This window comes from Curtobacterium sp. L3-7 (genome assembly GCF_048756585.1).
GTDB lineage: Bacteria > Actinomycetota > Actinomycetes > Actinomycetales > Microbacteriaceae > Curtobacterium.
Map to the genome: position 1 here is coordinate 3,621,449 of NZ_CP151474.1, position 24,260 is coordinate 3,645,708.

Annotated in this window: 15 protein-coding genes and 1 tRNA gene; 4 read left to right on the plus strand and 12 right to left on the minus strand. The window is 69.4% G+C overall.

Annotation, left to right across the window (positions count from 1 at the left end; genetic code table 11):
* Positions 1-135 precede the first annotated feature (135 nt).
* The 3 genes from AAEP80_RS17365 to AAEP80_RS17375 form a co-directional block, all read right to left on the minus strand.
* On the minus strand, positions 136-1,395 hold the full coding sequence (locus AAEP80_RS17365) for an LCP family protein (RefSeq protein WP_420365291.1): 1,260 nt from the start codon (positions 1,393-1,395) through the stop codon (positions 136-138).
* A gap of 193 nt (positions 1,396-1,588) precedes the next feature.
* A complete protein-coding gene (locus AAEP80_RS17370; RefSeq protein WP_413601225.1) occupies positions 1,589-2,278 on the minus strand; it encodes a GntR family transcriptional regulator in 690 nt (229 codons plus the stop codon).
* A 212-nt stretch (positions 2,279-2,490) separates the two neighbouring features.
* The gene (locus tag AAEP80_RS17375; RefSeq protein WP_420365292.1) at positions 2,491-3,954 is read right to left on the minus strand and encodes an MFS transporter; all 1,464 of its coding nucleotides are present in this window, start codon (positions 3,952-3,954) and stop codon (positions 2,491-2,493) included.
* Between the two features lie 226 nt (positions 3,955-4,180).
* On the opposite strand from AAEP80_RS17375, the gene AAEP80_RS17380 reads away from it, so the two are divergent.
* Positions 4,181-5,569: a sigma 54-interacting transcriptional regulator gene (locus AAEP80_RS17380; RefSeq protein WP_420365293.1), complete on the plus strand. Its 1,389-nt coding sequence runs from the start codon at positions 4,181-4,183 to the stop codon at positions 5,567-5,569.
* A 5-nt stretch (positions 5,570-5,574) separates the two neighbouring features.
* Entirely contained in the window at positions 5,575-7,608 is a 2,034-nt protein-coding gene (locus tag AAEP80_RS17385) for a vWA domain-containing protein (protein WP_420365294.1), read from the plus strand.
* Between the two features lie 130 nt (positions 7,609-7,738).
* Here AAEP80_RS17385 and AAEP80_RS17390 read toward each other — a convergent pair whose 3' ends face one another.
* From AAEP80_RS17390 to AAEP80_RS17400, 3 genes are read right to left on the minus strand one after another with little or no spacing between them, the layout of a single operon-like run.
* Entirely contained in the window at positions 7,739-8,506 is a 768-nt protein-coding gene (locus AAEP80_RS17390) for an SCO1664 family protein (protein WP_420365295.1), read from the minus strand.
* On the minus strand, positions 8,503-9,030 hold the full coding sequence (locus tag AAEP80_RS17395; RefSeq protein ID WP_402730065.1) for a DUF3090 domain-containing protein: 528 nt from the start codon (positions 9,028-9,030) through the stop codon (positions 8,503-8,505). Before AAEP80_RS17395 ends, AAEP80_RS17390 begins: the two co-directional genes overlap by 4 nt.
* 33 nt (positions 9,031-9,063) lie before the next feature.
* On the minus strand, positions 9,064-9,780 hold the full coding sequence (locus AAEP80_RS17400) for a histidine phosphatase family protein (protein ID WP_402730064.1): 717 nt from the start codon (positions 9,778-9,780) through the stop codon (positions 9,064-9,066).
* A 23-nt stretch (positions 9,781-9,803) separates the two neighbouring features.
* On the opposite strand from AAEP80_RS17400, the gene AAEP80_RS17405 reads away from it, so the two are divergent.
* Positions 9,804-10,235 (plus strand): bleomycin resistance protein, encoded by a 432-nt coding sequence (locus tag AAEP80_RS17405; RefSeq protein ID WP_402730063.1) that lies wholly within the window; start codon positions 9,804-9,806, stop codon positions 10,233-10,235.
* Between the two features lie 17 nt (positions 10,236-10,252).
* Positions 10,253-10,681 carry a BLUF domain-containing protein gene (locus tag AAEP80_RS17410; protein WP_281265512.1) on the plus strand — a complete coding sequence of 143 codons (429 nt, stop codon included), beginning with the start codon at positions 10,253-10,255 and terminating at the stop codon, positions 10,679-10,681.
* A 4-nt stretch (positions 10,682-10,685) separates the two neighbouring features.
* On the opposite strand, the gene AAEP80_RS17415 is transcribed toward AAEP80_RS17410, so the two are convergent.
* From AAEP80_RS17415 to AAEP80_RS17440, 6 genes are all read right to left on the minus strand, one after another.
* Positions 10,686-11,306 carry a TetR family transcriptional regulator gene (locus AAEP80_RS17415; protein ID WP_420365296.1) on the minus strand — a complete coding sequence of 207 codons (621 nt, stop codon included), beginning with the start codon at positions 11,304-11,306 and terminating at the stop codon, positions 10,686-10,688.
* 38 nt (positions 11,307-11,344) lie between these two features.
* Positions 11,345-11,995 (minus strand): SDR family oxidoreductase, encoded by a 651-nt coding sequence (locus AAEP80_RS17420; RefSeq protein ID WP_420365297.1) that lies wholly within the window; start codon positions 11,993-11,995, stop codon positions 11,345-11,347.
* Positions 11,996-12,056: 61 nt separating this feature from the next.
* Positions 12,057-12,141: transfer RNA gene (locus AAEP80_RS17425), tRNA-Ser, on the minus strand.
* A gap of 137 nt (positions 12,142-12,278) precedes the next feature.
* Entirely contained in the window at positions 12,279-16,727 is a 4,449-nt protein-coding gene (locus tag AAEP80_RS17430; RefSeq protein ID WP_420365298.1) for a DUF7507 domain-containing protein, read from the minus strand.
* Between the two features lie 291 nt (positions 16,728-17,018).
* Entirely contained in the window at positions 17,019-22,697 is a 5,679-nt protein-coding gene (locus AAEP80_RS17435) for a beta strand repeat-containing protein (protein ID WP_420365299.1), read from the minus strand.
* A 154-nt stretch (positions 22,698-22,851) separates the two neighbouring features.
* Entirely contained in the window at positions 22,852-24,258 is a 1,407-nt protein-coding gene (locus AAEP80_RS17440; protein WP_420365300.1) for a phytoene desaturase family protein, read from the minus strand.
* Positions 24,259-24,260 lie beyond the last annotated feature (2 nt).

The window sequence follows — 24,260 nt, forward strand, 5'->3', positions numbered from 1 at the left end:
ACGGTGTCCCCGCACGGCGCCGGACCGAGTCTGGTCGGGGGCGCGGGGACGGCAACCGGTCAAGGCTGCCACAGGACCGCCTGACGTTTCAGTGTGCAACCAGCGCGAATCCTCGGTGAAGCCCGTCTTCGTGGGTCAGCCGCCGGCCGCGACCGCGCAGGTCTTCTGCTTCGCCGTCTGCCCGGTGACACCCGGCATGTCCTGGGGCGCCGACGATTCCTTCGCCGACGACTGGTCGACGGCGGGAGCAGCAGCACTCGCGGATGCGTCGCGGTCCGTCGCACCGCGCCCCGTGGAACCGGCGTCCAGCCGGAACGGCCGGTCAGCGCGGACGGCTCGCATCAGGCGGTCGGCCGTGGCCTGCTCGGGGACGACCTTGCCGGGGAACGACGGGTCGTCGACGCTGCCGGGGTACTGCACGAAGGTGATCCGGTCGAGCCCGATCCCCTCGAACGCTCCGGCCATGTCGACCATCGTCGAGGGCTTCGCGAGCGAGGTGGACAGGGTGATGTTCTTCGACGCGGTCTTCGCGAGGCCGTAGAGCTTCGACGGGTCCCCGAGCGTGCCCTCGCTCTTCACCTTGCGCATCAGGGACGACAGGAACTGCTGCAGGCTCGAGATCCGTGCGAGGTCGCTCCCGTCACCGACGCCGTGCCGGTCGCGCAGGAACGCGAGTGCCGTCTTGCCCGACACCGTGTGCTCCCCCGCCGAGAGCTGCAACCCCGTGTAGGGATCGTCGACCGCGTCCGTCACGCACACCGGGACCCCGCCGACGGCGTCGGACATCCGGATCACGCCGGCGAAGCTCACCTGGGCCGCGTACGGGATCTCCATGCCGGTGACCTGCTCGACCGTCTGCACGACGCACTGCATCCCACCCCGGCCGTACGCCTGGTTGATCGGGGTGTCCTCGACGGCCGGGGATCCGCCGCACGCGGGCTGGTCGACGACGAGGTCACGGGGGAAGCTCACGGCGACCGCCTGAGTGTGGTCGGCCGAGACGTGGAGCAGGACGTTCGAGTCGTTGAGCGTCGCACCGCGTTCGCCGTACGCCGTCCCCTGCGCCGGGTCGTTGTCGGCGCCGATCGCCAGCACGTTGAAGGCCCCGTCGGTCGACCCACCGTCACCGCCGACGTCGACCGCGCGCTGCAGGAACCCGTGGCCGACGTCGTACGCGGCGTACGCCGAGAGCGAGGTCGCGCTCACCAGTGCGACGGCGACAGCGATGCCGACACCGGAGAGCAGCCGTGCGACACCGAGGTCACGTGGACGGCGCCCGTGTCGGGCACCGCTCACGCGGTACCCGGGGCCGGACAGCACGCTGGGGCGCCGACGCGCGTCGAGCACGTCGTCGAACCGCACGCGAGCGGCGTCGGGACCATCGGGATCGGTCACGGGCGGACTCCCTCCGAGCAGCCTCGGGTCCAGGCCGCTCGCCGGGGGACGATACCCGAGCCGGGTCACCCCGCCGCGGAGGCGGATCGGCTCGGCGTGCCTCGTTCGGGGGTCACGGCGTGCCGCACCCCCGGAGTCCGACCACACCGAGCACGACGCACGCCGACACCGAGCCCGACAGCAGCGAGACCGATCATGCGGGAACCGCTGCGCGGAACCGATCGGGCAGCGTGATGAGACACCCCCCGAGCTCGCAGACGAGACGAGTGCACTCCTCGAGGTCTTCCCGCCCCGCAGCGACCCGGGCGGCATCGACGAGCCCCTGCCGATGTCGTCGGTCCACCACGGCGTCGATGCCGTTCGCCAGGGCGACGTCGTCCGTGTAGAACATGTCGAGCACCGGGCGCTGCGCCGCCACCCAGTCCGCACTGACCGACGACCCGGCACGGCGGAGCAACCACGCGGCGAGCTCGACGAACGATCCCGCCTCGGTCATGCAGTCGCGGATCCAGAACGGGTCGAACCGCTCGGTCGTGGCATCGGCCACCGACGGCGGCTCGGCGAGCATCGTGCACGTGACGCGGATCCGTTCCTTCATCTGGTCGAGCGACCACTGCGCGATGACGACACCCACGTACCGCTGGACGGACACCAGCCGCAGCGCTTCGAGCGGGACGAGCGCTTCGCGCACCGGCGTCCGGGAGACGTGCATGTCGTCGGCCAGGTTGTCGAGCCGCAGACGCTGCCCACGCCGGTACTCACCACGCAGGATCCGGTCCATCAGCCGCAGGAACACGGCATCGCGGAGCAGGCTGCGCGGGACGCCGAGCGGATCGAGTGAACCGCTCTGCACACGCGCAACCGGATGTTCGTCGTACCCCATGCGACGACCTTCACGCACGGACGACACCACCAGCGATCAGCGGCCCCGATCGGTGGAGCGACCCACCGACCACCAGGCTGTGGAGGGCACGGCTCCCGATCACCTCGTCTTGCATCACAGCACTCCCATGTCTCCGAGACCCCGGGCTGGGGTCGCTGGGATGACGATGGCAGGGGTGCGGATCAGGCGCTAAACATTCCGGATTCCGTGTATCACTTGCGGGACTTCTCCTCTTCCTCCGCTGCGATCACCGACAGCGGCTGAGTCACGTCCTCGAGCCCCTTCCGCGCGGCGTCCACGCCGAAGATGAGCGCGACCACCCCGCCGGCGATCATCACCCCGGCGCCGAGCAGGTACCCCCAGAACAGCGGCTCACGCGACGACCCGTCCCCGATGAACGCGCCGTAGATCGCCGGCGCGATCGCACCGAAGATCTGCGCGAGCGCGAAGAAGTACGAGATCGCCTGCGACCGCAGTTCGAGCGGGAAGATCTCGCTCACGGTGAGGTACGCACTCGACGCCCCGGCCGAGGCGAAGAAGAACGAGATGCACCAGAAGATCACCTGCACGGTCGCCGAGATCGCGTCGGCGCGGAAGAGGAACGCCGACACCGCGAGCACGAGTCCGGAGACCAAGTAGGTGCTGAAGATCATCTGCCGACGGCCCCACGTGTCGAACAGCCGCCCGAGGATCAGCGGTCCGAGCAGGTTGCCGATCGCGAAGGGGAAGAAGTAGACCGCCGTCTGCGACGTCTTCAGGCCGAAGAAGTTCGTGAGCACCAGCGCGTAGGTGAAGAAGATCGCGTTGTAGAGGAACGCCTGCGTGATCATCATCGTCGCACCGACCAGCGTGCGTGTCGGGTACTGCCGGAAGAGCACCTTCACGATCGTCGTGAACCGGACGCGGTCCATCGGCGTGACCGACATCGCCTTGGAACGGTCGACCTCCGGCAGCTTCTGTCCCGTGCTGCGCTCGACCGACTCCTCGATCCGCGTCAGCGTGGCGTCCGCCTCCTCTTCCCGCCCGTGGGTCATCAACCACCGCGGACTCTCCGGGATGTGTCGCCGTAGGAAGATGATCGCGATACCGAGCACCGGGCCGAGGAAGAACCCGATGCGCCAACCGATGTTCTCTGCGAAGAGCGACGGGTCGAGCAGGTAGATGTTCGCGAAGGCGCCGAGGGCCGCACCGCCCCAGTAGGTGCCGTTGATGGCGATGTCGACGTGGCCGCGGTACTTCGACGGGATGAGCTCGTCGATCGCGGAGTTGATCGCGGCGTACTCGCCGCCGATCCCGAGTCCCGCCACGAACCGGAAGGCCGCGAGGAACCAGAAGTCCTGCGCGAAGCCGGCGATACCGGAGCCGATGAGGTAGATCGCGAGCGTCAGGATGAAGAGCTTCCGCCGGCCGAGTCGGTCGGACATCCGCCCGAACACCAGCGCTCCGACCACCTGGCCGACCAGGTAGATCGTGCCGAGCGAGGTCACCTGCTGCGTGGAGAGGTTCAAGTCCGCCTGGAACCCGGCGTTCGAGACGATCTGGATCTCGAGGCCGTCGAGGACCCAGGAGACCCCGAGGCCCACCACGACACTCCAGTGGAACCGTGTCCACGGGAGTCTGTCCATCCTGGCCGGTACCAGGCTCGTGATCGTTCCGGAGGGGTTCGCGCTGCTCACGAAGGGGAACCGTACGCCGAGAACGCGGCGGTTGTTCGGCCCCGGAACGAACGGCGATCCGGGCGCGGAGCCGGATCCCCCTATTCGAATCCGGCTCCGACGCCGGAAGGACAATCATTGCAATCGCTATGAATACTCACAAGCGGACCGCCGGACGGGAGGCTCGTGGCCAGCTGGCACCGAGCCTCCAGTCCGATGCCCCTGGAGCAGGCGTACCCTCGACGAGGTGACCCGACCCGACATCCGAACGGTCGGCGAGCTCCGCACCTCTGGTCACGTCCAGAAGACGGTCCGCGCCGAGATCCGCGACAACCTGCTGAGCGCCCTCCGTGAGGGCACCGATCCGTGGCCCGGCCTCCACGGCTTCGAGACCACCGTCATCCCGCAGCTCGAACGAGCCCTCATCGCCGGCCACGACGTCGTCCTGCTCGGCGAACGCGGCCAGGGCAAGACCCGACTGCTGCGCACCCTGCAGGGCCTGCTCGACGAGTGGACCCCGGTGATCGCCGGCTCCGAGCTCGGCGAGCACCCCTTCGAACCGATCACCGCCGCCAGCAGACGGCGCGCAGAAGACCTCGGCGACGCGATGCCCATCGACTGGTGGCACCGCGACGGCCGCTACGTCGAGAAGCTCGCGACGCCCGACACCTCCGTGGCCGACCTGATCGGCGACGTCGACCCGATGAAGGTCGCCGAGGGCCGCAGCCTCGGTGACCCCGAGACCATCCACTTCGGCTTGATCCCCCGGGCGCACCGCGGCATCGTCGCGATCAACGAGCTGCCCGACCTCGCCGAGCGCATCCAGGTCGCGATGCTCAACGTGATGGAGGAGCGCGACGTGCAGATCCGCGGCTACGTGCTGCGGCTCCCGCTCGACGTCCTCGTCGTCGCGAGCGCGAACCCCGAGGACTACACGAACCGCGGCCGCATCATCACGCCACTGAAGGACCGCTTCGGCGCCGAGATCCGTACGCACTACCCGATCGAGCTCGACGACGAGATCGCCGTCATCCGGCAAGAGGCGCACCTCACCGCCGACGTGCCGGACGCACTGGTCGAGATCCTCGCCCGCTTCACTCGGGCACTGCGCGAGTCCAGCGCCGTCGACCAGCGCAGCGGTGTCAGCGCACGGTTCTCGATCGCCGGAGCCGAGACCGTCTCCGCCGCTGCCGTCCACCGCGCCGCGCGACAGGGCGAGACCGAAGCCGTAGCACGGCCGATCGACCTGGAGACCGCGGTCGACGTCCTCGGCGGCAAGATCGAGTTCGAGTCCGGGGAAGAGGACCGTGCCGACGAGGTCCTCGAGCACCTGCTCCGGACCGCCACCGCCGAGACGGTGCGCTCCCGGCTCCGCGGCCTCGACCTCGGACAGCTCGTGGAGGCGCTCGACGGCGGCACGATGGTGACCACCGGCGAGCAGGTCGCCGCCCGGGCTTTCCTCGAGGGGCTGCCGTCCCTCGGCGAGTCCGACCTGTACGACCAGATCTGCGAGCGACTCGGTGCCACGAACGACGGCGAGCGCGCCGGCGCGATCGAGCTCGCGCTCGAGGGGCTCTTCCTCGCGCGGAAGATCAGCAAGGAGTCGGGCGGGGGCGAAGCAGCGTATGGGATGTGAACAGCATGGCTAGTCGGCAGAACCGCCGGCTGACCCGTGACACCCGGTACGGCCGGTACGAGGGCGGCCCCGACCCGCTCGCCCCGCCGGCGGACCTCTCCGAGGCACTCGACGCCATCGGCCAGGAAGTCATGGCGGGGTACTCCCCCGAGCGTGCGATGCGGGAGTTCCTGCGTCGCGGCGGGCGGGACCAGCGCGGCCTCGACGACCTCGCTCGCCGGGTCGCCGAGAAGCGCCGCGAACTCACCGCGAAGAACAACCTCGACGGCACGCTGCAGCAGGTCAAGCAGCTGCTCGACGAGGCCCTGCTCGCCGAGCGCGGGCAGCTGGCGCGCGACACCGAGATGGACGACGGCGACCGCGCCCTCGCCGAGATGCAGCTCGACAGCCTGCCGCCCTCGCCGGCGGCCGCAGTGAGCGAGCTCGGCAGCTACGACTGGAAGAGCCCCGCGGCACGCCAGAAGTACGAGGAGATCAAGGACCTGCTCGGCCGCGAGATGCTCGACCAGCGCTTCGCGGGCATGAAGCAGGCGCTCGAGAACGCCAGCGACGAGGACCGCGCCGACGTCCAGGCGATGATGCAGGACCTCAACCAGCTGCTCGAGGACCACCGCGCCGGCACCGACTCGCAGGAGCAGTTCGACGAGTTCATGGCGAAGCACGGCGAGTACTTCCCGTCGAACCCGCAGAACGTCGACGAGCTGCTCGACGACCTCGCCGCCCGCTCCGCCGCAGCCCAGCGGATGCGGAACTCGATGACGCAGGAGCAGCGCGACGAGCTCGACGCTCTCGCGCAGCAGGCGTTCGGTTCCCCCGACCTGATGGGCGCATTGTCCCAACTCGACGGGAACCTGCGTGCGCTCCGCCCGGGCGAGGACTGGGGCGGCTCCGAGCGGATGGAGGGCGAGCAGGGTCTCGGGCTCGGCGACGGCACCGGCGTGTTCCAGGACATCGCCGACCTGGACTCCCTGGCTGAACAACTGGCGCAGTCGAGCCCCGGATCCGACCTCGACGACCTCGACCTGGAGTCCCTGGCACGCCAACTCGGCTCCGAGGCCGCCGTCGACGCGCGCACGCTCCAGCAGCTCGAGAAGGCCCTGCGGAACTCCGGCACCATGCGCCGCGGTGCCGACGGCCAGTACAAACTCACCCCGAAGGCCATGCGGCAGCTCGGCAAGAGCCTGCTGAAGGACGTCGCGCAGAAGATGTCCGGCCGGCAGGGCGCACGGGACCTGCGGCGGTCGGGAGCCTCTGGCGAACCGTCCGGAGCGAGCCGGCAGTGGGCGTTCGGGGACACCGAGCCGTGGGACATCCCGCGGACGATCACGAACGCCGTCACCCGCACGGCCGCGACGGGACGCACCGGGGCCGGCGTCCGCCTCACCATCGACGACGTCGAGGTGCAGGAGACCGAGGCCCGCACCCAGGCCTGCGTGGCGCTCCTCGTCGACACGTCGTTCTCGATGGCGATGGAGGACCGCTGGGTCCCGATGAAGCGCACCGCCCTCGCCCTGCACACGCTGATCTCCACACGGTTCCGCGGGGACGACCTGCAGCTGATCGCCTTCGGTCGCGAGGCCGAGGTGATGGACGTCGAACAGCTCGTCGGCCTCGACGCGATGTGGGACAAGGGCACGAACCTGCACCACGCCCTCCTGCTGGCGAACCGGCACTTCCGGAAGCACCCGACCGCGCAGCCCGTGCTGCTCATCGTCACCGACGGCGAGCCCACGTCGCACCTGGAGCCGAACGGGCAGGTGTACTTCAGCTACCCGCCCGACCCGATGACGATCGCGCTGAGCGTGCGTGAACTCGAGAACGCACACCGGCTCGGTGCGCAGACGACGTTCTTCCGCCTCGGCGACGACCCGGGGCTCGCCCGGTTCATCGACGGCATGGCCCGGCGGGTCGACGGGACGGTCACGGCGCCGGAGAACGACGACCTGGGTGTCGCGGTGGTCGGCTCGTACCTCGGCTCGCGGCGCGGCGGCGCGCTCTTCCGCGACGACGACTGGGGCGGGTTCGGCCGGTTCGGCTGACGGAACCATCCACCGGACGGGAGGCTCAGTGGCAGCTGGTACCGAGCCTCCCCCCACCGGCACGGCCGGCCCGCCGCTGGCGCGTCGGTCCGGAACCGGCGGCGTGGGCCCAGTCCGTCTCGTGGTGCGTCTAGAACAACGGCCAGGGAACCGCCGGACCGTACCCGGCCGGTGGCGGGAAGCGGCCGACGGCCGCCAGGGCGGCGCACCGCGCCTCGAGGTTGTCGATCTCGTCGACCGTCAGGTGCTCCTCGAGCTGCGCGCCCAGATCGCCGTGCAGCGCCGACACCACGCGGTCGATCCCCGCGAGCTCGTCATCCTTGAGCGGCTCGTCGATCCAGCCCCACAGCACCGTCCGGAGCTTGTGCTCGACGTGGAAGGTCAGGCCGTGGTCGACGCCGTGCCGGTGCCCGTCCGGCATCGCGAGCACGTGGCCACCCTTGCGGTCCGCGTTGTTCACCACGACGTCGAAGACGGCCATCCGACGGAGCGCCGCGGAGTCCTCGTGCACGAGCGTGACCGGGTTGTCGTGCTCATCGATCGCCTCGAGCACGGTCAGCATCGGCTGGTCGGGCTGCTCGGCCTCGTCCGTGGGGATGACGTCCACCGCGTCCTGGTCCGGGTCGATCTCCTGCCAGCGCTGGATCATCCCGCGGCCGAGCGGACCCTCACCGAGCCACGTCGGCGGGACGACGCGCCAGCCGAACGCCTCGGACACCAGGAACGCCGAGTACTCGCGGCCAGCGAGGGTGCCGTCGGGGAAGTCCCACAGCGGCTTCTCGCCGGCGATCGGCTTGTACACGACCTGCTCGCCGTCGAGGTCCGCCAGGAAGGTGGCGTTCGATGCCTCGCGGATTCGTGCGGTGAGCTGCAAGCCGCTGGGTTCGGCTTCGCTCATGCGTCGCCGGGCGGCCGTCCGGCGGCCACGACCTCGCGCGTGCGCTCCACGAACGCGCGCGCGGTGCCGACCGGGATCTTCACCTGGAGCAGCTCGCTCGGCTCGGGCATCTCCACGACCGCCTCGATCTCACCGTCCTCGTCGGACTCCTCGGACAGGATCTCCAGCTCGTCCTCGATCGGGTACGCCTCGATGACCACCTGGGCCGTCGCCGGGTCGAACCCCAGGCTGAGGGCACCCGCACGGAACTCGGGCTCCACCGGCTGGTCGAGCGGGTCGACGTCGTACAGCTCACGCGGCACCGACGGCGGGACGCTGAAGCGGTTCTCCTCCACCGTGGCGACCTCGTCGAGGAGTTCGTCGAGCTTCTCCGCGAGGACCGCGGACTGCTCCTTCTCGAGCGCGACGCTCACCACCCGGCGGCCGTCGCGCGCCTGCAGGTAGAAGGTCCGCTCACCGGGGCGCCCGATGGTGCCGACGACGAGACGATCCGGCCAGTCGAAGCCGTGGACGATGGGGGGCATACCCGCATTGTAGGAGCGACCGGCTGCGTCCGTTCAGGGTCTGTCAGTACCCGTCTGGTCTGTTGCGTTGCCCGCACCGCCGCCGACTGCGGCGTCGCCGGTTGGCGCCTGCGCTTTCGCGAGCCACGACAGGTCGCCCGACTCGGTGTTCGTCGCCGCGACCTCCGGTCGGTGCTCGCCGTACCGCACCACCGACACCGACGCTGGGCCGACCGTGATCCGCTGGAACAGGTCGAGGTGCATGCCCAACGCATCCGCCAGGATCGACTTGATGATGTCGCCGTGGCTCACCGCGACCCAGACCGCGTTCGGGCCGTGCGCCGCCTCGATCTCCCCGTCGAGCCGGCGGATCGCGGACACCGCCCGGGACTGCATGGTCTGCATCGACTCGCCGCCGGGGAACACCACGGCGCTCGGGTTCGCCTGCACCGTGCGCCAGAGTGGCTCCTTCGCGAGGTCGGCGAGCTTCCGGTTCTGCCACTCGCCGTAGTCGCACTCGGTGATGCCGCGTTCGATGCGCTGCTCGGGGTCGCCGTCCTGGAACGCCGTGATCGCCCGCGCCGTCTGCCGGCAGCGCTCCAGCGGGCTGGACACCACCGCTGCGAGGGGGACGGCGGCGATGCGCTCGGCGGTCGTCGCCGCCTGGCGCTTGCCGACGCTGTCGAGTGCGATGCCGGCGGTGCGGCCGGCGAGGAGGCCGGTCGCGTTCGCGGTGGTGCGTCCGTGCCGGACGAGGAGGACGGTCGCCATGGGCTCGATCCTAGGCTGGACCCGTGTCCGTCCCCGACCTCGCACCCGCACTGGTTCCCGAACTGCTCGTCTCCGACCTCGATGCGAGCCTTGCGTTCTGGGTCGGCAGCTGCGGCTTCACCGTGTCGTACGACCGGCCGGACGAACGCTTCGCGTACATCGTGCTCGGTTCGGCGCACCTGATGCTCGAGCAGGCCGGGGTGGGGCGGAACTGGGTGACCGGGCCACTGGAACAGCCCTTCGGCCGCGGGATCAACTTCCAGATCACGGTCCCTGACAGCGACGTGATCGCCTCGGAGTTGCGGGCGGCGGGCTTCGCCCTCTTCATGGAGCCGGAGATCAAGTGGTACCGGGTCGACGGGGCCGAGGAAGCCGGCGTCCGGCAGTTCCTGGTCACCGATCCGGACGGGTACCTCATCCGGTTTCAGTCGTCCGTCGGGCGACGCCCCGTCTGACCCGAGATGATGGTCGGGTGCTCGTCTCGATCGTCTACATGAGTCGCGCCGTCGAGGAGTTCGACGACGCGGCGATGACTGCGCTGCTCCGGGAGGCTCGGCTCCACAACGAGGCGCTCGGCGTCTCCGGGCTGCTCGTCGCGAAGGGTGGCCGCTTCATGCAGTTGCTCGAAGGCCCGGCGTGGAGCGTCGACGACCGGTTCTCGGTCATCGCGAAGGACCCGCGGCACCACGAGGTGACCTCGCTGATCCGGGAGGACATCGAGAGCCGTCGGTTCGACGGGTGGTCGATGGCCTACCGCGGACTCGACGACGACGACCTGGCTGCGGAAGCGGGGTTCAGCCCGTTCCTGAGCGGGACGACGGACTTCCCGCGGTCGTTCGACCGGACGAGCGCGGCGTGGCTCCTGAAGTGGTTCCGAGATCGCGAGCTGCACGACGTCTGAGCGGTCAGGCGAACGACTCGTCGACGAGGGCCAGCAGCCGCTCCCGGTGCGCCCGCTCCACTGACGCGAGGACGAGCACCTGCCACATCGTCGCCACCGCAGGGAGCAGGTCCTGCCGACCGGAGCGGACGTTCGCGACGAGCTGCACGCCGGTGAAGTACGGCACCACGGTCGCGCCGAGCTGTTCCGGCGAGAGCTCCTGCCCGACCTCACCGCTCGCGACCCCGAGGCGGAAGACGTCGACGACGCCGGCGATCCATTGCTCGTAGAAGCTCGAGGTCGCACCGGCCAGTACACCGTGCTCCAGCGACAGCCGGATCCCCGCGCGGACGACCAGGTCGTGCATGAGCAGGTCGGCGATCGCTCGGGACGCCCGGACGAGTGATCCGACCGGCGACACGTCGGTGAAGTCCATCGCCGCGAAGGTCCGGGCGTTCTGCTCGTCGATGACCGCGCGGGCGATCGACAGCTTCGTCGGGAAGTGGTGGTGGAGCGTGCCCTGACCGACTCCGGCCGCACGAGCGATCCCGGCGATGCTGGCCGTCTCGTACCCGTCGCGATCGAACTCACCGGCGGCGGCTTCGACGATCAGCGCACGTCGCCCCTGGCCTGCCGCATCTCCCACCGGTCCACCGTACCGACCGGCGGGAGCGCTCCCGGCCGTCAGGCCTGGTCGGCGTGCAGGAACTCCGCGATGGCGGTCGCGCCGCTGTTGAAGCGGTAGGTGCTGCCGGCCGTCCCACCGTTGTCGAGGACGTCCGCGACGACCTGCGCGACGTCGCCACGCGACACCTTCGACGACTCGCCGTCCCAGTCGATGCGACCGGTCGGCTCGTCGTCGGTGAGCGTGCTCGGCGCGACGATCGTCCACTCGAGTCCGGAGTCACGGACCACCGCGTCGGCGATCATCTTGGACTGCGCGTACGCGAAGAAGTCGTTGTCCTGCGGCACCCCGTGGTCGAGCACGGAACCTGCCCACGAGACCATCACGTAGCGTTCGACACCCGCGCGCTTGGCAGCCTGCACGGACAGCACTGCCGCATCGCGGTCGATCGCCCAGGTCCGGTCGACCGATCCCCCGCCGGCACCGGCGGACCACACCACGGCGTCCTGCCCGCGGACCAGGTCCTCGAAGCCCGACAGCGTCAGCTCCTGGATGTCGGCCACCTTCGGGTCGCCGCCGTGGGAACGGATCTCGTCGGCCTGGTCGGGGTTCCGGATGACGGACGTGACGTGGTGGCCGCGCTCGCTGAGGATGCGCGTCGCGGGGAGCGCGACCTTGCCGTGGCCGCCGAAGATGATGATGTCGCTCATTGCAACGACGCTACGCGGACCGCCTCAGCGCCGGGTGACCGCGACACGGACGTGGATCGAGCGGAGGGTGTGGGATTCGAACCCACGAGACATCGCTGCCCACCTGTTTTCAAGACAGGCTCCATCGGCCACTCGGACAACCCTCCACGACGCGGCCACGTGGCGAGACGTGACCGCGTCCCGAGGAGTCTAGCCGAGCCTCCAGGCCGGGACCTGGAACACGACGACCCCCGATCGGAGCGATCGGGGGTCGTCGTGTCGACGTCAGGCCGGGCCTGTCAGGTCAGGCCTGCGGACGGTCGTCCTGGCGCCGGCGCGCGCGCTGCGCGGCGAGGAGCAGGACGAGGCCGAGTAGCAGCACGACGATCGCTGCCGGGACACCGATCATGACGATGTTCGTGCCGGTGAACGCCAGCTCCTGCGGAGCCGCCTCGACGGTGAACTTCTTCGTGATCTCCTTCGAGAACACCCACACCGTCTTCTGCGGAGCTGCCGCGCGAGCCCGAGTGGTGGTGTCCACCTCTTCGGCGACCGTGTACTGACCCTTCGCCTTCGCGGTGAACGTCAGCGAACCGGCCGCGACGTCGGCCTCCGAGACGGTGTAGCTGGTCTCGCAGGACTCCACCTGCCCGGGCTGGAGTGCCTCGATCTCGCAGGAGATCGACGATCCGACCTGCTGCTCCACTTCGGCGCGGTCGAGAGTCCGGTTGCCGGTGTTCGCGAACCGGAACGAGCCGGTGACGACGTCGCCGGGACGGAGCACGTCCGCCGAGCTCGACGCGGTGTACTCGCCGCTGATGTCGATGCTGGCAGAGGACTCCAGCGAGACGTCGCGGTGGTCACCGGAGGACACCGAGTCACCCGTGGGCGACGTGCCCGCGGTGGTCAGGTCGAACCCGACCCTCCCGCGGTCGATGTCCTGCTGGGTCAGGGCGTACGGCGCCAGCTCGGTGACGACGTCGGTCCCAGGGGCCAGGGTGCCCTCGCCGACCTGCTCGGGGTCGCCGTCCGACACCACGGACTCCAGGCCCTCGAGCGTCACGTTACCCGCGTTCGAGACGGTCGCGGACAGCAGCACCTCGTCCCCGACCCGCGGAGCAGAACCGTGCTCGGTCTCGGCGAGGTGCGCCGAGAGCACGGACTGCAGCTGCGGTTCCTGCAGCAGCGCGACGTCAGCGGACTCGTCCGCCGAGGGCGTCTGCCCCTTCGGCCCCGTCGCGGCAGCGGCGAGCGAGAAGCGCACCGTGCCGGCGTCGACGTCCCCCTGGGACAGCGTGTAGCCCGCAATCGCGAGCTTCGCCGTGGCGCCCGGAGCGACCGTCTCCGGCGCCTCGACCGTCAGGTCCTCGTGGCCGGGCAGGGAAACCTGCACGTCGGCGAGGGTCACGGTGCCGGTGTTCGCCAGCGTCCCCGTGAGCGTGACGGTGTCGCCCGCGTTCGGAGCGCCCTTCGCGTCGAGCACGGCGCCGAAGCGCGCGCTCATCGTCGCCTGCTGCTCGAACTCGAGCACGGTCTCGGCGTCGTCACGGACCTGCTGGTCCTTCGGACCAACGGCGGCGACCTGCATCGGAACGCTCAGCGTGCCCGCGTCGATGTCCGCCTGCGTCAGCGTGTAGTCCGACACCGACACAGCGGTGGAGGCACCGGGAGCAAGACGCTCCTCAGCAACGGAGACCCGAAGCCCGTCGAAGCCGGGGACGGCGGCGGTCACATCGTGCAGGGTGACGTTGCCGCTGTTCCGGATCGAGCCGGTGAAGGACACGGTGTCGCCGGCCTTGGGGGCCTTCTTGCCGTCCAGCTCGCTGCTGAACTTCGTCGATACGGCCGGAGCCTGCGCGATCGTCGCCTGCGTCGCCTTGGCAGACGCCGTCACCTCGACACCCTTGGGCGCCGTGCTCGTTGCAGTCGCGTCGAACGTGATCGAACCACGGTCCACGTCGGCCTGCGTCACCTTGTAGGAGCCCTCGACCGCGCACTCGACGGACTTGCCGGGCGCGATGTTCGCGGGGCAGGTGACGGTCATGCCACGCTCACCGTCGATGACGATCGTCGTGTCGCGGATCGTGACGTTGCCCGTGTTGGAAGCGATCACACCGAGCGAGACCTTGTCGCCGACGCCCGGGTCCGACGTGGTCTTCACGACCGGCGCCAGGGCGAGCCCCGCACCGGCAGCCTGCTCGAGATCCAGGCTCGCGCCGGCCTCGCTGTTGGCGATCTGACCCTTCGGCCCGTGCGACTCACCACGCATGGTGAACGCGACGGAACCCTCGTCGATGTCGTCCTGCGTCAGCGGGTAGGCGGCGATCGTCACCGGCACAACCGCTCCCGGTGCGAGCGCACCGGACGGCACCTCGACGGCGATGTCGTCGCGGCCGAGCATCGACGCCGCGATGTCGGACAGGGTCACGGTACCGCTGTTCGTCAGCGTGCCCGTGAGGGAGACGGTGTCACCGGCCTTCGGCGTGCTGTCGACGTCGAGGGACGCTCCGAACCGCGACGTGAGGGCACTGCGCTGCTCGATCTCGAGATCGGCCCGTGCGTCGTCCTCGACCTGCTGGTCCTTCGGACCGATCGCGGCGACGTGCATCGGGACGCGCAGTGCGCCCGCGTCGACGTCCGCCTGGGTCAGGGTGTAGTCCGACACCGACACCGCAGTCGACGCGCCAGGGGCGAGCTCGTCGTCGGCGACGGCGACGGTGAGGCCGTCGAAGCCCGGGACGGCAGCGGTCACACCGTGCAGCGTCACGTTGCCGCTGTTCCGGACGGACCCGGTGAAGGAGACCTTGTCCCCGGCCTTCGGGGCCTTGCCGGCGATCGCGCCGGAGAAGGTCGCGGACACCTCGGGGGTCTGTGCAACGGTCGCTTGCGTGGTCGTGGCCTTCGCCTCGACCTCGACACCCTTCGGAGCGGTGCTCGTCGCGGTGGCCGCGAACTCGACCGATCCGTGGTCCACGTCCGCCTGCGTCACGGTGTAGGAACCCTCGATGTCACAGTCGATCGACTTCCCCGGTGCGATGGTCGCAGGGCACGTGACGGTCATCCCGCGATCACCGTCGATGACGATGCTCGTGTCGCGGAGCGTGACGTTCCCGGTGTTCGAGGCGCGGACACTCAACGTGACCGTGTCGCCGGCGCCTGGGTCGCCGGTGGTCTTCACGACCGGTGCGAGGGAGAGCCCCGCGCCGGCGTTCTGCTCGCTGGTGCTCACCGTGGCGGAACCGGAGCCCGGAACGGGAACGCCCAGCCGGGAGAGCGAGGAGATCGTCACCGAGTCGTCGATGCTGCCGGCATCGACGTCGTCCTGGGTGACGTCACGGGCGGGCGTGGTGCACGACACCGTGGCGCCGGCCGCGATGTCGGTCGCAGCGCACGAGTCGGCCGACTCGCCGAGCGTCAGGTCGTGGACCGCGACGTTGCCGTCGTTCCGCACGTCGTAGCGGAACGCGATCTGCTCGCCGAGGTCCGCCACCGCGTCGCCGTTACCACCGGTGATGACCGGGGTGCCGGTCACGGTGAGTGCGTTGCGCTCCGGAGCGAACTCCACCGAGTCCGTCCCGGCGAGGTCGAGCCCCTTGTGCGACGTCACCAGGTCGGTGTCGACCGAGTACGTCCCGGGCGTCGTGGTCGTGACGTCCACCGAGATCGTGCAGTCCGCGGCGCCCTCGGCCAGGTCGCCGTCCACGGTCACGGACGTCGCGCCCGCGGCTGCGGTCACGTCGGGCGACGCACACGTCGTGGACGTGTTCGGCGTCTGCGCGACGGAGAGCCCGTCGGGCAGGTCAGCGGCGAACGACCAACCAGGCTTCTGCCCGTGCTCGGTCGTGTTGATCACGCGGTACGTCAACCGCGCGGTGTCCCCCACGATCGGAGTCCCCGACAGCGACTGCGTCATCGTCGGCGTCGAGTCGACGATCGACACGCGGTCCACCGCGCCGTCGTTCCCGGCGCCGGACGCCTGCTGGTTGCGCATGATCCAGCGCACGGTGTCGCCGTCGAAGAGCAGCCCGCCCTTCGAGACGAACTCGCCGCCCTTGACCGTCGTCCCGGACACCACGTACTCCTGGGAACCGCGGTCGGTGCAGGGGTCGATCGGGGTGTCCGCGATCTTGTGCTCTTGGTCGCCGTCGACGAGTGAGAAGTCGAGGAGCGGGTGGTTCGCGCTGCAGTTGACCGCGGCGCCGCTGACGCCGAACGACACGAAACGCCCGGTCTGTGGCAATTCGAACGGCTTCACCGACTCGAGCTGGATCTTGTTCGCGCCGGGGTCCCCACCCTGCGTGTAGGCGCTGACGATGTGGTTGGTCGCTGGGTTCGTGCCGGTGATCTGTCCGAGGGCGTTCGCGATCAACTTCAGGCCGGTGTTGCCCGCGGAGTCGCACGCAGCCAGTGAGGCGCTCGACTGACTCGTCACGATGCCGTTGCATCGTGCACCGTTGATCCACACCGGGTCACCCGTGTAGGTCTCACCGGCGGCACCGACGTACTCGCTGACGAGCTTGGCGGCGGTCCAGTTCCCGTTCTCGAAGTCCTCGACGAGGAGCAGCTCAGGGTCGCGTGCCGTGACGTCGGCCGACGCTGCGGAGGCGGGTCGAGCCTCCCGTCCGGAATCGGCAGTCGGCTGCGGCGCAGCCGACACCGCGACCGTGCCGAGCAGCGCGGTCGTCAGGCCGAGCGCGCCGCTCGCGAGGAGGATTCCCTTGCGCCGCGCGCCAGGGGGTGCCTTGTGTTTCATGTCGTCACTTTCGGAGTTCGATGCAGAGGTGGGAAGGGTGGATCGGCAGATCGGGAAGATGCCGACCAGCCGTCAGCCAGTGGGCACCGCATCCGTCAGCTCGCACGCGAGCGGTTGCTCGGGAGCATCGAGGTGCCGTCACAGAATATCGTTGATATTTATATATTTCAAGTATCGCATGTGCGAGCCGGGAGGCTGGGGGTGCGCTGGTGGGAACCGCTGCGGTGATCAGTGGTCCCCACCAGGGCATGGCAGTGGGGAGCCCGCAGTGCGCGGACTCCCCACCTGGGGTCAGGCCTTATCGGTGGCCTTGTCGGTGGCCTTGCGGCGCTTGGCGATGAAGAGCACCGCGCCGCCGAGCAGGACCAGCAGGCCCGCGAGCGGTGCCACGACCGGGAGGACGTCCGAGCCCGTGAACGCGAGCTCGCCCTTCTGCCCGTCCGCGTTACCAGCAGCCGCGCCCGACGCGTTCGAGGACGAATCCGCCGTCGCCGCCGAGGACGCAGCCGCACTCGCGTTGCCGTTCTTCGCAGCCGACGCCTGCGCACGGGTCGAGGACGAGTTGTCCGCGTTCGCCGCCGCCTTCGCCGCGACACTCGCCGACGCGTTCTTGTCCGCAGCCACGTTCTGGGTCGCGTTCGCCGAGGCGGTCGTGACCATGTTGCCCGCGGTCTTCGCAGCAGCCTTCGCCGTCACATCCGTCGCAGCCGACGCCTGCGAGGTGGCGTCGTTGTTCGCAGCCGCCACCGCAGCCGCCTTCGCAGCCGGGTTGTTGTTCCCGTCCGCATCGACCGACGCACCCGCCGACGCCGACGCGTTCGTGTTCGGGTTCGCGCTGGAGTTCGGCGAACCGTTCGCCCCGGGGTTCGACGACGCCGACGAGTTCGGCGTGCCGTTCACGTTGACGTTCGCGCCAGCATCCTGGGACGCGTCCTTGGACGCATCCGCGATCGCAGCGGACTTCGACGACGCCTGCGTCTTGGACGATGCCTCGACCGAGGCCCCACCATTGGTGTTGGAGGAGTTGTCCGCCTCAGCAGCAGCCTTCGCCGCAACCTTCGACGACGCATTCGCCTTCGACTTGGCGTCCTTGGACGCATTCGCCGACGCCGTCGTCTTCTGGTTCCCAGCCACCTGCGCAGCAGCCTTCGCCGAGATGTCCGCAGCAGCCGACGCCGCCGACGTGCCGTCATTGTTCGCAGCCGCCTCCGACGCCGCCTTCGCAGCCGGGTTGTTGTCCCCATCAGCATCAGCCGACGCCGACACCGACGCACCAGCACTCACGTTCGCACCCGGATCACCGGTCACGTCACCAGCAGCGTCCTGGGATGCGTCCTTGGACGCGTCCGCGATCGCAGCAGACTTCGAGGACGCCTGCGTCTTGGACGACGCCGCAACCGACGCCCCACCATTGGTGTTGGAGGAGTTGTCCGCCTCAGCAGCAGCCTTCGCCGCGACCTTCGACGACGCATTCGGAGTCGAGTCCGCGTCCTTGGACGCATCCGCCGACGCCGTCGTCTTCTGGTTACCAGCGATCTGCGCAGCAGCCTTCGCCGAGATGTCCGCAGCAGCCGACGCCGCCGACGTACCGTCGTTGTTCGCAGCCGCCTCCGACGCCGCCTTCGCAGCCGGGTTGTTGTCCCCATCAGCATCCGCCGACGCCGACACCGACGCACCAGCACTCACGTTCGCACCCGGATCACCGGTCACGTCACCAGCAGCGTCCTGGGATGCGTCCTTGGACGCGTCCGCGATCGCAGCAGACTTCGACGACGCCTGCGTCTTGGACGACGCCTCGACCGACGCCCCACCATTGGTGTTGGAGGAGTTGTCCGCCTCAGCAGCAGCCTTCGCCGCGACCTTCGACGACGCATTCGGAGTCGAGTCCGCGTCCTTGGACGCATCCGCCGACGCAGTCGTCTTCTGGTTCCCAGCCACCTGCGCGGCCGCCTTCGCCGAGATGTCCGCAGCAGCCGACGCCGCCGACGTACCGTCGTTGTTCGCAGCCGCCTCCGACGCCGCCTTCGCAGCCGGGTTGTTGTCCCCATCAGCATCCGCCGACGCCGACACCGACGCACCCGCGTTCACATTCGCACCCGGATCACCGGTCACGTCACCAGCAGCGTCCTGGGACGCGTCCTTGGACGCATCCGCGATCGCTGCGGACTTCGACGACGCCTGCGTCTTGGACGATGCCTCGACCGAGGCCCCACCATTGGTGTTGGAGGAGTTGTCCGCCTCAGCAGCAGCCTTCGCCGCAACCTTCGACGACGCATTCGTCTTCGTCTTGGCGTCCTTGGACGCATTCGCCGACGCCGTCGTCTTCTGGTTCCCAGCCACCTGCGCAGCAGCCTTCGCCGAGATGTCCGCAGCAGCCGACGCCGCCGACGTGCCGTCATTGTTCGCAGCCGCCTCCGACGCCGCCTTCGCAGCCGGGTTGTTGTCCCCATCAGCATCAGCCGACGCCGACACCGACGCACCCGCGTTCACATTCGCACCCGGATCACCGTCAACACCACCCTCAGGGGTCCCGTCAACGGTCCCCTCCGGCGTGCCATCGACATTGCCCTCCGGCGTGCCGTCCACGTTGCTGTCCGGCGTGCCATCGACATTGCTGTCCGGCGTGCCGTCCACGTTGCCCTCCGGGGTGCCATCGACGTTGCCCTCCGGGGTGCCATCCGGCGTCCCGTCAACGTTCGAGTCCGGCGTGCCATCGACATTGCTGTCCGGCGTGCCATCGACATTGCTGTCCGGCGTGCCATCGACGTTGCCCTCCGGGGTGCCCTCGTTCGAGCCCTCAGGGTTGCCATCCGGAGTCCCGTCAACGGTCCCCTCCGGCGTGCCCTCGTCAGTGCCCTCCGGGGTGCCCTCGTTCGAGCCCTCAGGGTTGCCATCCGGCGTCCCGTCAACGTTCGAGTCCGGCGTGCCATCGACATTGCTGTCCGGCGTGCCATCGACGTTGCCCTCCGGGGTGCCCTCGTTCGAGCCCTCAGGGTTGCCATCCGGAGTCCCGTCAACGGTCCCCTCCGGCGTGCCCTCGTCAGTGCCCTCCGGGGTGCCCTCGTTCGAGCCCTCAGGGTTGCCATCCGGCGTCCCGTCAACGTTCGAGTCCGGCGTGCCATCGACATTGCTGTCCGGCGTGCCATCGACGTTGCCCTCCGGGGTGCCCTCGTTCGAGCCCTCAGGGTTGCCATCCGGAGTCCCGTCAACGGTCCCCTCCGGCGTGCCCTCGTCAGTGCCCTCCGGGGTGCCCTCGTTCGAGCCCTCAGGGTTGCCATCCGGCGTCCCGTCAACGTTCGAGTCCGGCGTGCCATCGACATTGCTGTCCGGCGTGCCATCGACGTTGCCCTCCGGGGTGCCCTCGTTCGAGCCCTCAGGGTTGCCATCCGGAGTCCCGTCAACGGTCCCCTCCGGCGTGCCCTCGTCAGTGCCCTCCGGGGTGCCCTCGTTCGAGCCCTCAGGGTTGCCATCCGGCGTCCCGTCAACGTTCGAGTCCGGCGTGCCATCGACGTTGCCCTCCGGGGTGCCCTCGTTCGAGCCCTCAGGGTTGCCATCCGGAGTCCCGTCAACGGTCCCCTCCGGCGTGCCCTCGTCAGTGCCCTCCGGGGTGCCCTCGTTCGAGCCCTCAGGGTTGCCATCCGGCGTCCCGTCAACGTTCGAGTCCGGCGTGCCATCGACATTGCTGTCCGGCGTGCCATCGACATTGCTGTCCGGCGTGCCGTCGTCCGTACCCTCCGGGGTGCCGTCTTCGTTGCCTTCCGGGGTGCCATCAGGCGTGCCGTCAACGTTCGAGTCCGGCGTGCCATCGACATTGCTGTCCGGCGTGCCGTCGTCCGTACCTTCCGGGGTGCCATCAGGCGTCCCGTCAACGTTCGAGTCCGGCGTGCCATCGACATTGCTGTCCGGCGTGCCATCGACATTGCTGTCCGGCGTGCCGTCGTCCGTACCCTCCGGGGTGCCGTCTTCGTTGCCTTCCGGGGTGCCATCAGGCGTGCCGTCAACGTTCGAGTCCGGCGTGCCATCGACATTGCTGTCCGGCGTGCCGTCGTCCGTACCTTCCGGGGTGCCATCAGGCGTCCCGTCAACGTTCGAATCCGGCGTGCCATCAACGTTCGAGTCCGGCGTGCCATCGACATCGCTGTCCGGCGTGCCGTCGTCCGTACCCTCCGGGGTGCCATCAGGCGTGCCGTCAACGTTCGAATCCGGCGTGCCATCGACATTGCTGTCCGGCGTGCCGTCGTCCGTACCCTCCGGGGTGCCATCAGGCGTGCCGTCAACGTTCGAATCCGGCGTGCCGTCTTCGTTACCCTCCGGGGTGCCATCAGGCGTGCCGTCAACGTTCGAATCCGGCGTGCCGTCTTCGTTACCCTCCGGGGTGCCATCGACGTTGCTGTCCGGCGTGCCATCGACGTTGCCTTCCGGGGTGCCATCAGGCGTGCCGTCAACGTTCGAATCCGGCGTGCCGTCTTCGTTACCCTCCGGCGTGCCCTCGTTCGTACCCTCCGGCGTGCCCTCGTTCGTACCCTCCGGCGTGCCCTCGTTCGTACCCTCCGGAGTGCCGTCTTCGCTACCGTCGACATCACCAGCAGCCTCGGACGAAGCATCCGAGGACGACGACGCGATCGACGCACCCTGCGACGCAGCCGCCGGGTTCGCCGTCCCAACGATCGACCCGGCACCGTTCGCCTTCGTCGAGTTGTCGGCCTTCGCCGCCGCCCGCGCCGCAGCCTTCGACGAGCTCCCCGGATCCGTGTCCGCGTTCTGCGTCACGTTCGACGACGCCGTCGTCAACTGGTTACCCGCGATCTGCGCAGCAGCCCTCGCCGAAATGTCCGCAGCAGCCGACGCCGCAGACGTCCCATCAGCGTTCGCAGCCGCCTGCGCCGCAGCGACCGCCGCCGGGTTATTGTTCCCATCGGCATCCGCCGACGCCGACGCCGAAGCAGCGGCGTTCCGGTTCCCGTTCGCCTCCACCGAAGCATCCTTCGAAGAGTTGCCGATGGCAGCACCCTTCGACGCCGAGTTCGGCGACGCATTCGCCGCAACCGACCCAGCACCATTCGACTTCGAACTGTTGTCCGCCAGAGCCGCACCCTTCGCGGCCACCGAACCAGCAGCAGCAGGATCCGACGACACATTCTGCGCCGCATCCGCCGCCGCAGTCGTCACCTGATTACCCGCAGCCTTCGCCGCCGACTTCCCGGTAATGTCCGACGCAGCATCAGCAACCGACGTCGCATCATCATTCGCAGCCGCCTGCGCAGCAGCAACCGCCGCCGGATTGTTGTTCCCATCAGCACGCGCCGAAGCCGCAGCCGACGCCGCAGCATTCGCATTCGTCCGGGGAGCCTCCTCGATGGGAGCCGGTTCGGGCCTTGCACCCCAGTACCTAGCAGGCGTCCCGCCAACCACCATCCACGCCTGGCCAACGGCACCAGAGGTGTATGCCGCTTGCTGCTTCTCGATACGAATTGCGCCGTTGACGTTCGCGAACTTGTTGTCGAATCCGTTCTCACGCACGCCACAACTACCCATCCTGCTGGAGATCAGGTTGAAGCCGTTTACTGGACGGTTCGGCTGGTTGTAGACGTTGATGCACAGGCCAGATGCATTGTCCTTGATGACACCAGTGTTGCCGGGGCTGGGAATCGTGAAGGTGGGGAGATCTGCCTTGTACGCGGCCTCCACAGAATCGAAGCCCGCCATTCCCCCCGCCAGATGGCTGCCTCCCGCGCCAAGCGCACCCGTGATTCGGTAGAAGGGCTGAGACGACCCACTGCCGGCTCTCAGGACCAGGGGGCCAGAAAGAGTGGTGCTCGCCGCCGGAGCCGCTTGAGTCGAACGAACCTCGACATCCGCGTCGGCGCTGGCAGAGGTCACGACGCCGAACGCGGCACCGGATGCCGCGAGCGCACCGATCGTCGACGCTGCGACGATCTTGCGTGTGGAAGAGCGCTTGTGCTTGCTCATGTGATTGGTTTCTTTCTGTAGTGGAGCACCGTTGCCGGCAGCTCCTGGTTGATCCCTGCACACGCTCATCACGTGCAGGGGTCCCCGGCCGGCGCACATGGGGGATGCTCCGGTCGAGCCCGGCCCGGGCGATGGCACCCGGGCCGGAAGTCGTTCATGCGGCGTTGAGTGCCCGGTTCGCCGCGTTGACACCGCTCATGCCGTGCACCCCAGGCCCCGGCGGGGTGGCAGCGGAGCAGAGGTACACGCCGGGCACGCCCGTCCGGTAGGGGTTCGGGCCGAACGTCGGCCGGGCGATCAGCTGCCGGAAGGTGTTCGCGCCGGTGTTGATGTCACCCCCGACGAAGTTCGAGTTCGCCGCCGCCAACCCCATCGCACTGGTGACGCGGGTGGACACGATGCGCTCCCGGAAGCCGGGCGCGAACCGCTCGATCTGGCTGGTGATCCGGTTCTCCGCGGCGACGGTGGACCCGTACGGCACGTGGGCGTACGCCCAGACGGGGTTGAGTCCGCCCGCGGACCGCGTCGGATCGGCCTTCCACTGCTGGCCGACCAGGGTGAACGGCGCCCGCGAGGACTTGCCACCGACGACCTGGGCCTCTGCAGCAGCGACCTCGTCCGCGGTGCCGCCGAGGTGCACGACGCCGGCTTCCTGGCACTCGGCTGCGGTCCACGGGATGTCGCCGTCGATCGCGAAGTCCACCTTGTAGGCGGCGGGACCGTGCGCGTACTCGGTGAACGCCCGGCGGGAGCGCTCGGGGATCCGGTGGTGCAGGATCTCGACGGCGGCGCTCGGTGCCACGTCGAGGAGCACGACCTCGGCGTCCCCGAGCTCGCGGATGTCCGTGACGGTGCGGCCGGTCTCGACGTGCCCGCCGAGCGACTCGAGCTCCGCGACCAGGGCGTCGGCCAGCACCTGCGCACCACTCCGGACGACCGGCCAGCCGACCGCGTGCCCGGCGGATGCGAGCATCACACCGATGGCGGAGGAGAACGTCGTGTCGAGCCGTCCGAACGCGTGCGCGGCGATGCCGGCGAACAGCGCGCGGTGCCGTTCCTCACGGAAGGAGCCGGCGAGCCGCAGCGCAGGCTGCGCGGCCAGTGCCCCGAACCGCGCCATCAGTGCCGCGTGCCGCGGCATGCGCGCCAGGGGCTGCAGGGCATCGGCGGTCAGGTCGTCGAACCGCTCGGCGAAGGGCTCGAAGAGGTTGCGCCAGGTGGACCCGTCGACGCCCATGCCCTCGGCCGTCGCCGCGATGTCGCGGTACAGCAGGCCGGCGCTGCCGTCGTCGAGCGGGTGGGCGAGCGCGGCGGGCGCCTCGTCCCAGTGCACGCCGTACCGCTCGAGCTCGAGGGAACGGAGGAACGGCGATGCGGCGGCGAGCGGCATGAACGACGCTCCGAGGTCGTGGACCAGACCGGGGGCGGTCAGTTCCGCGGAACCGACCGCTCCCCCGACCCGCCAGTGCGACTCGAGCACGGTGACGCTCGCGCCGGCCTGCGCCAGCCGGATCGCGCCGGCGAGCCCGTTGGGCCCGCTGCCGACGACGACGGCCCGCACGC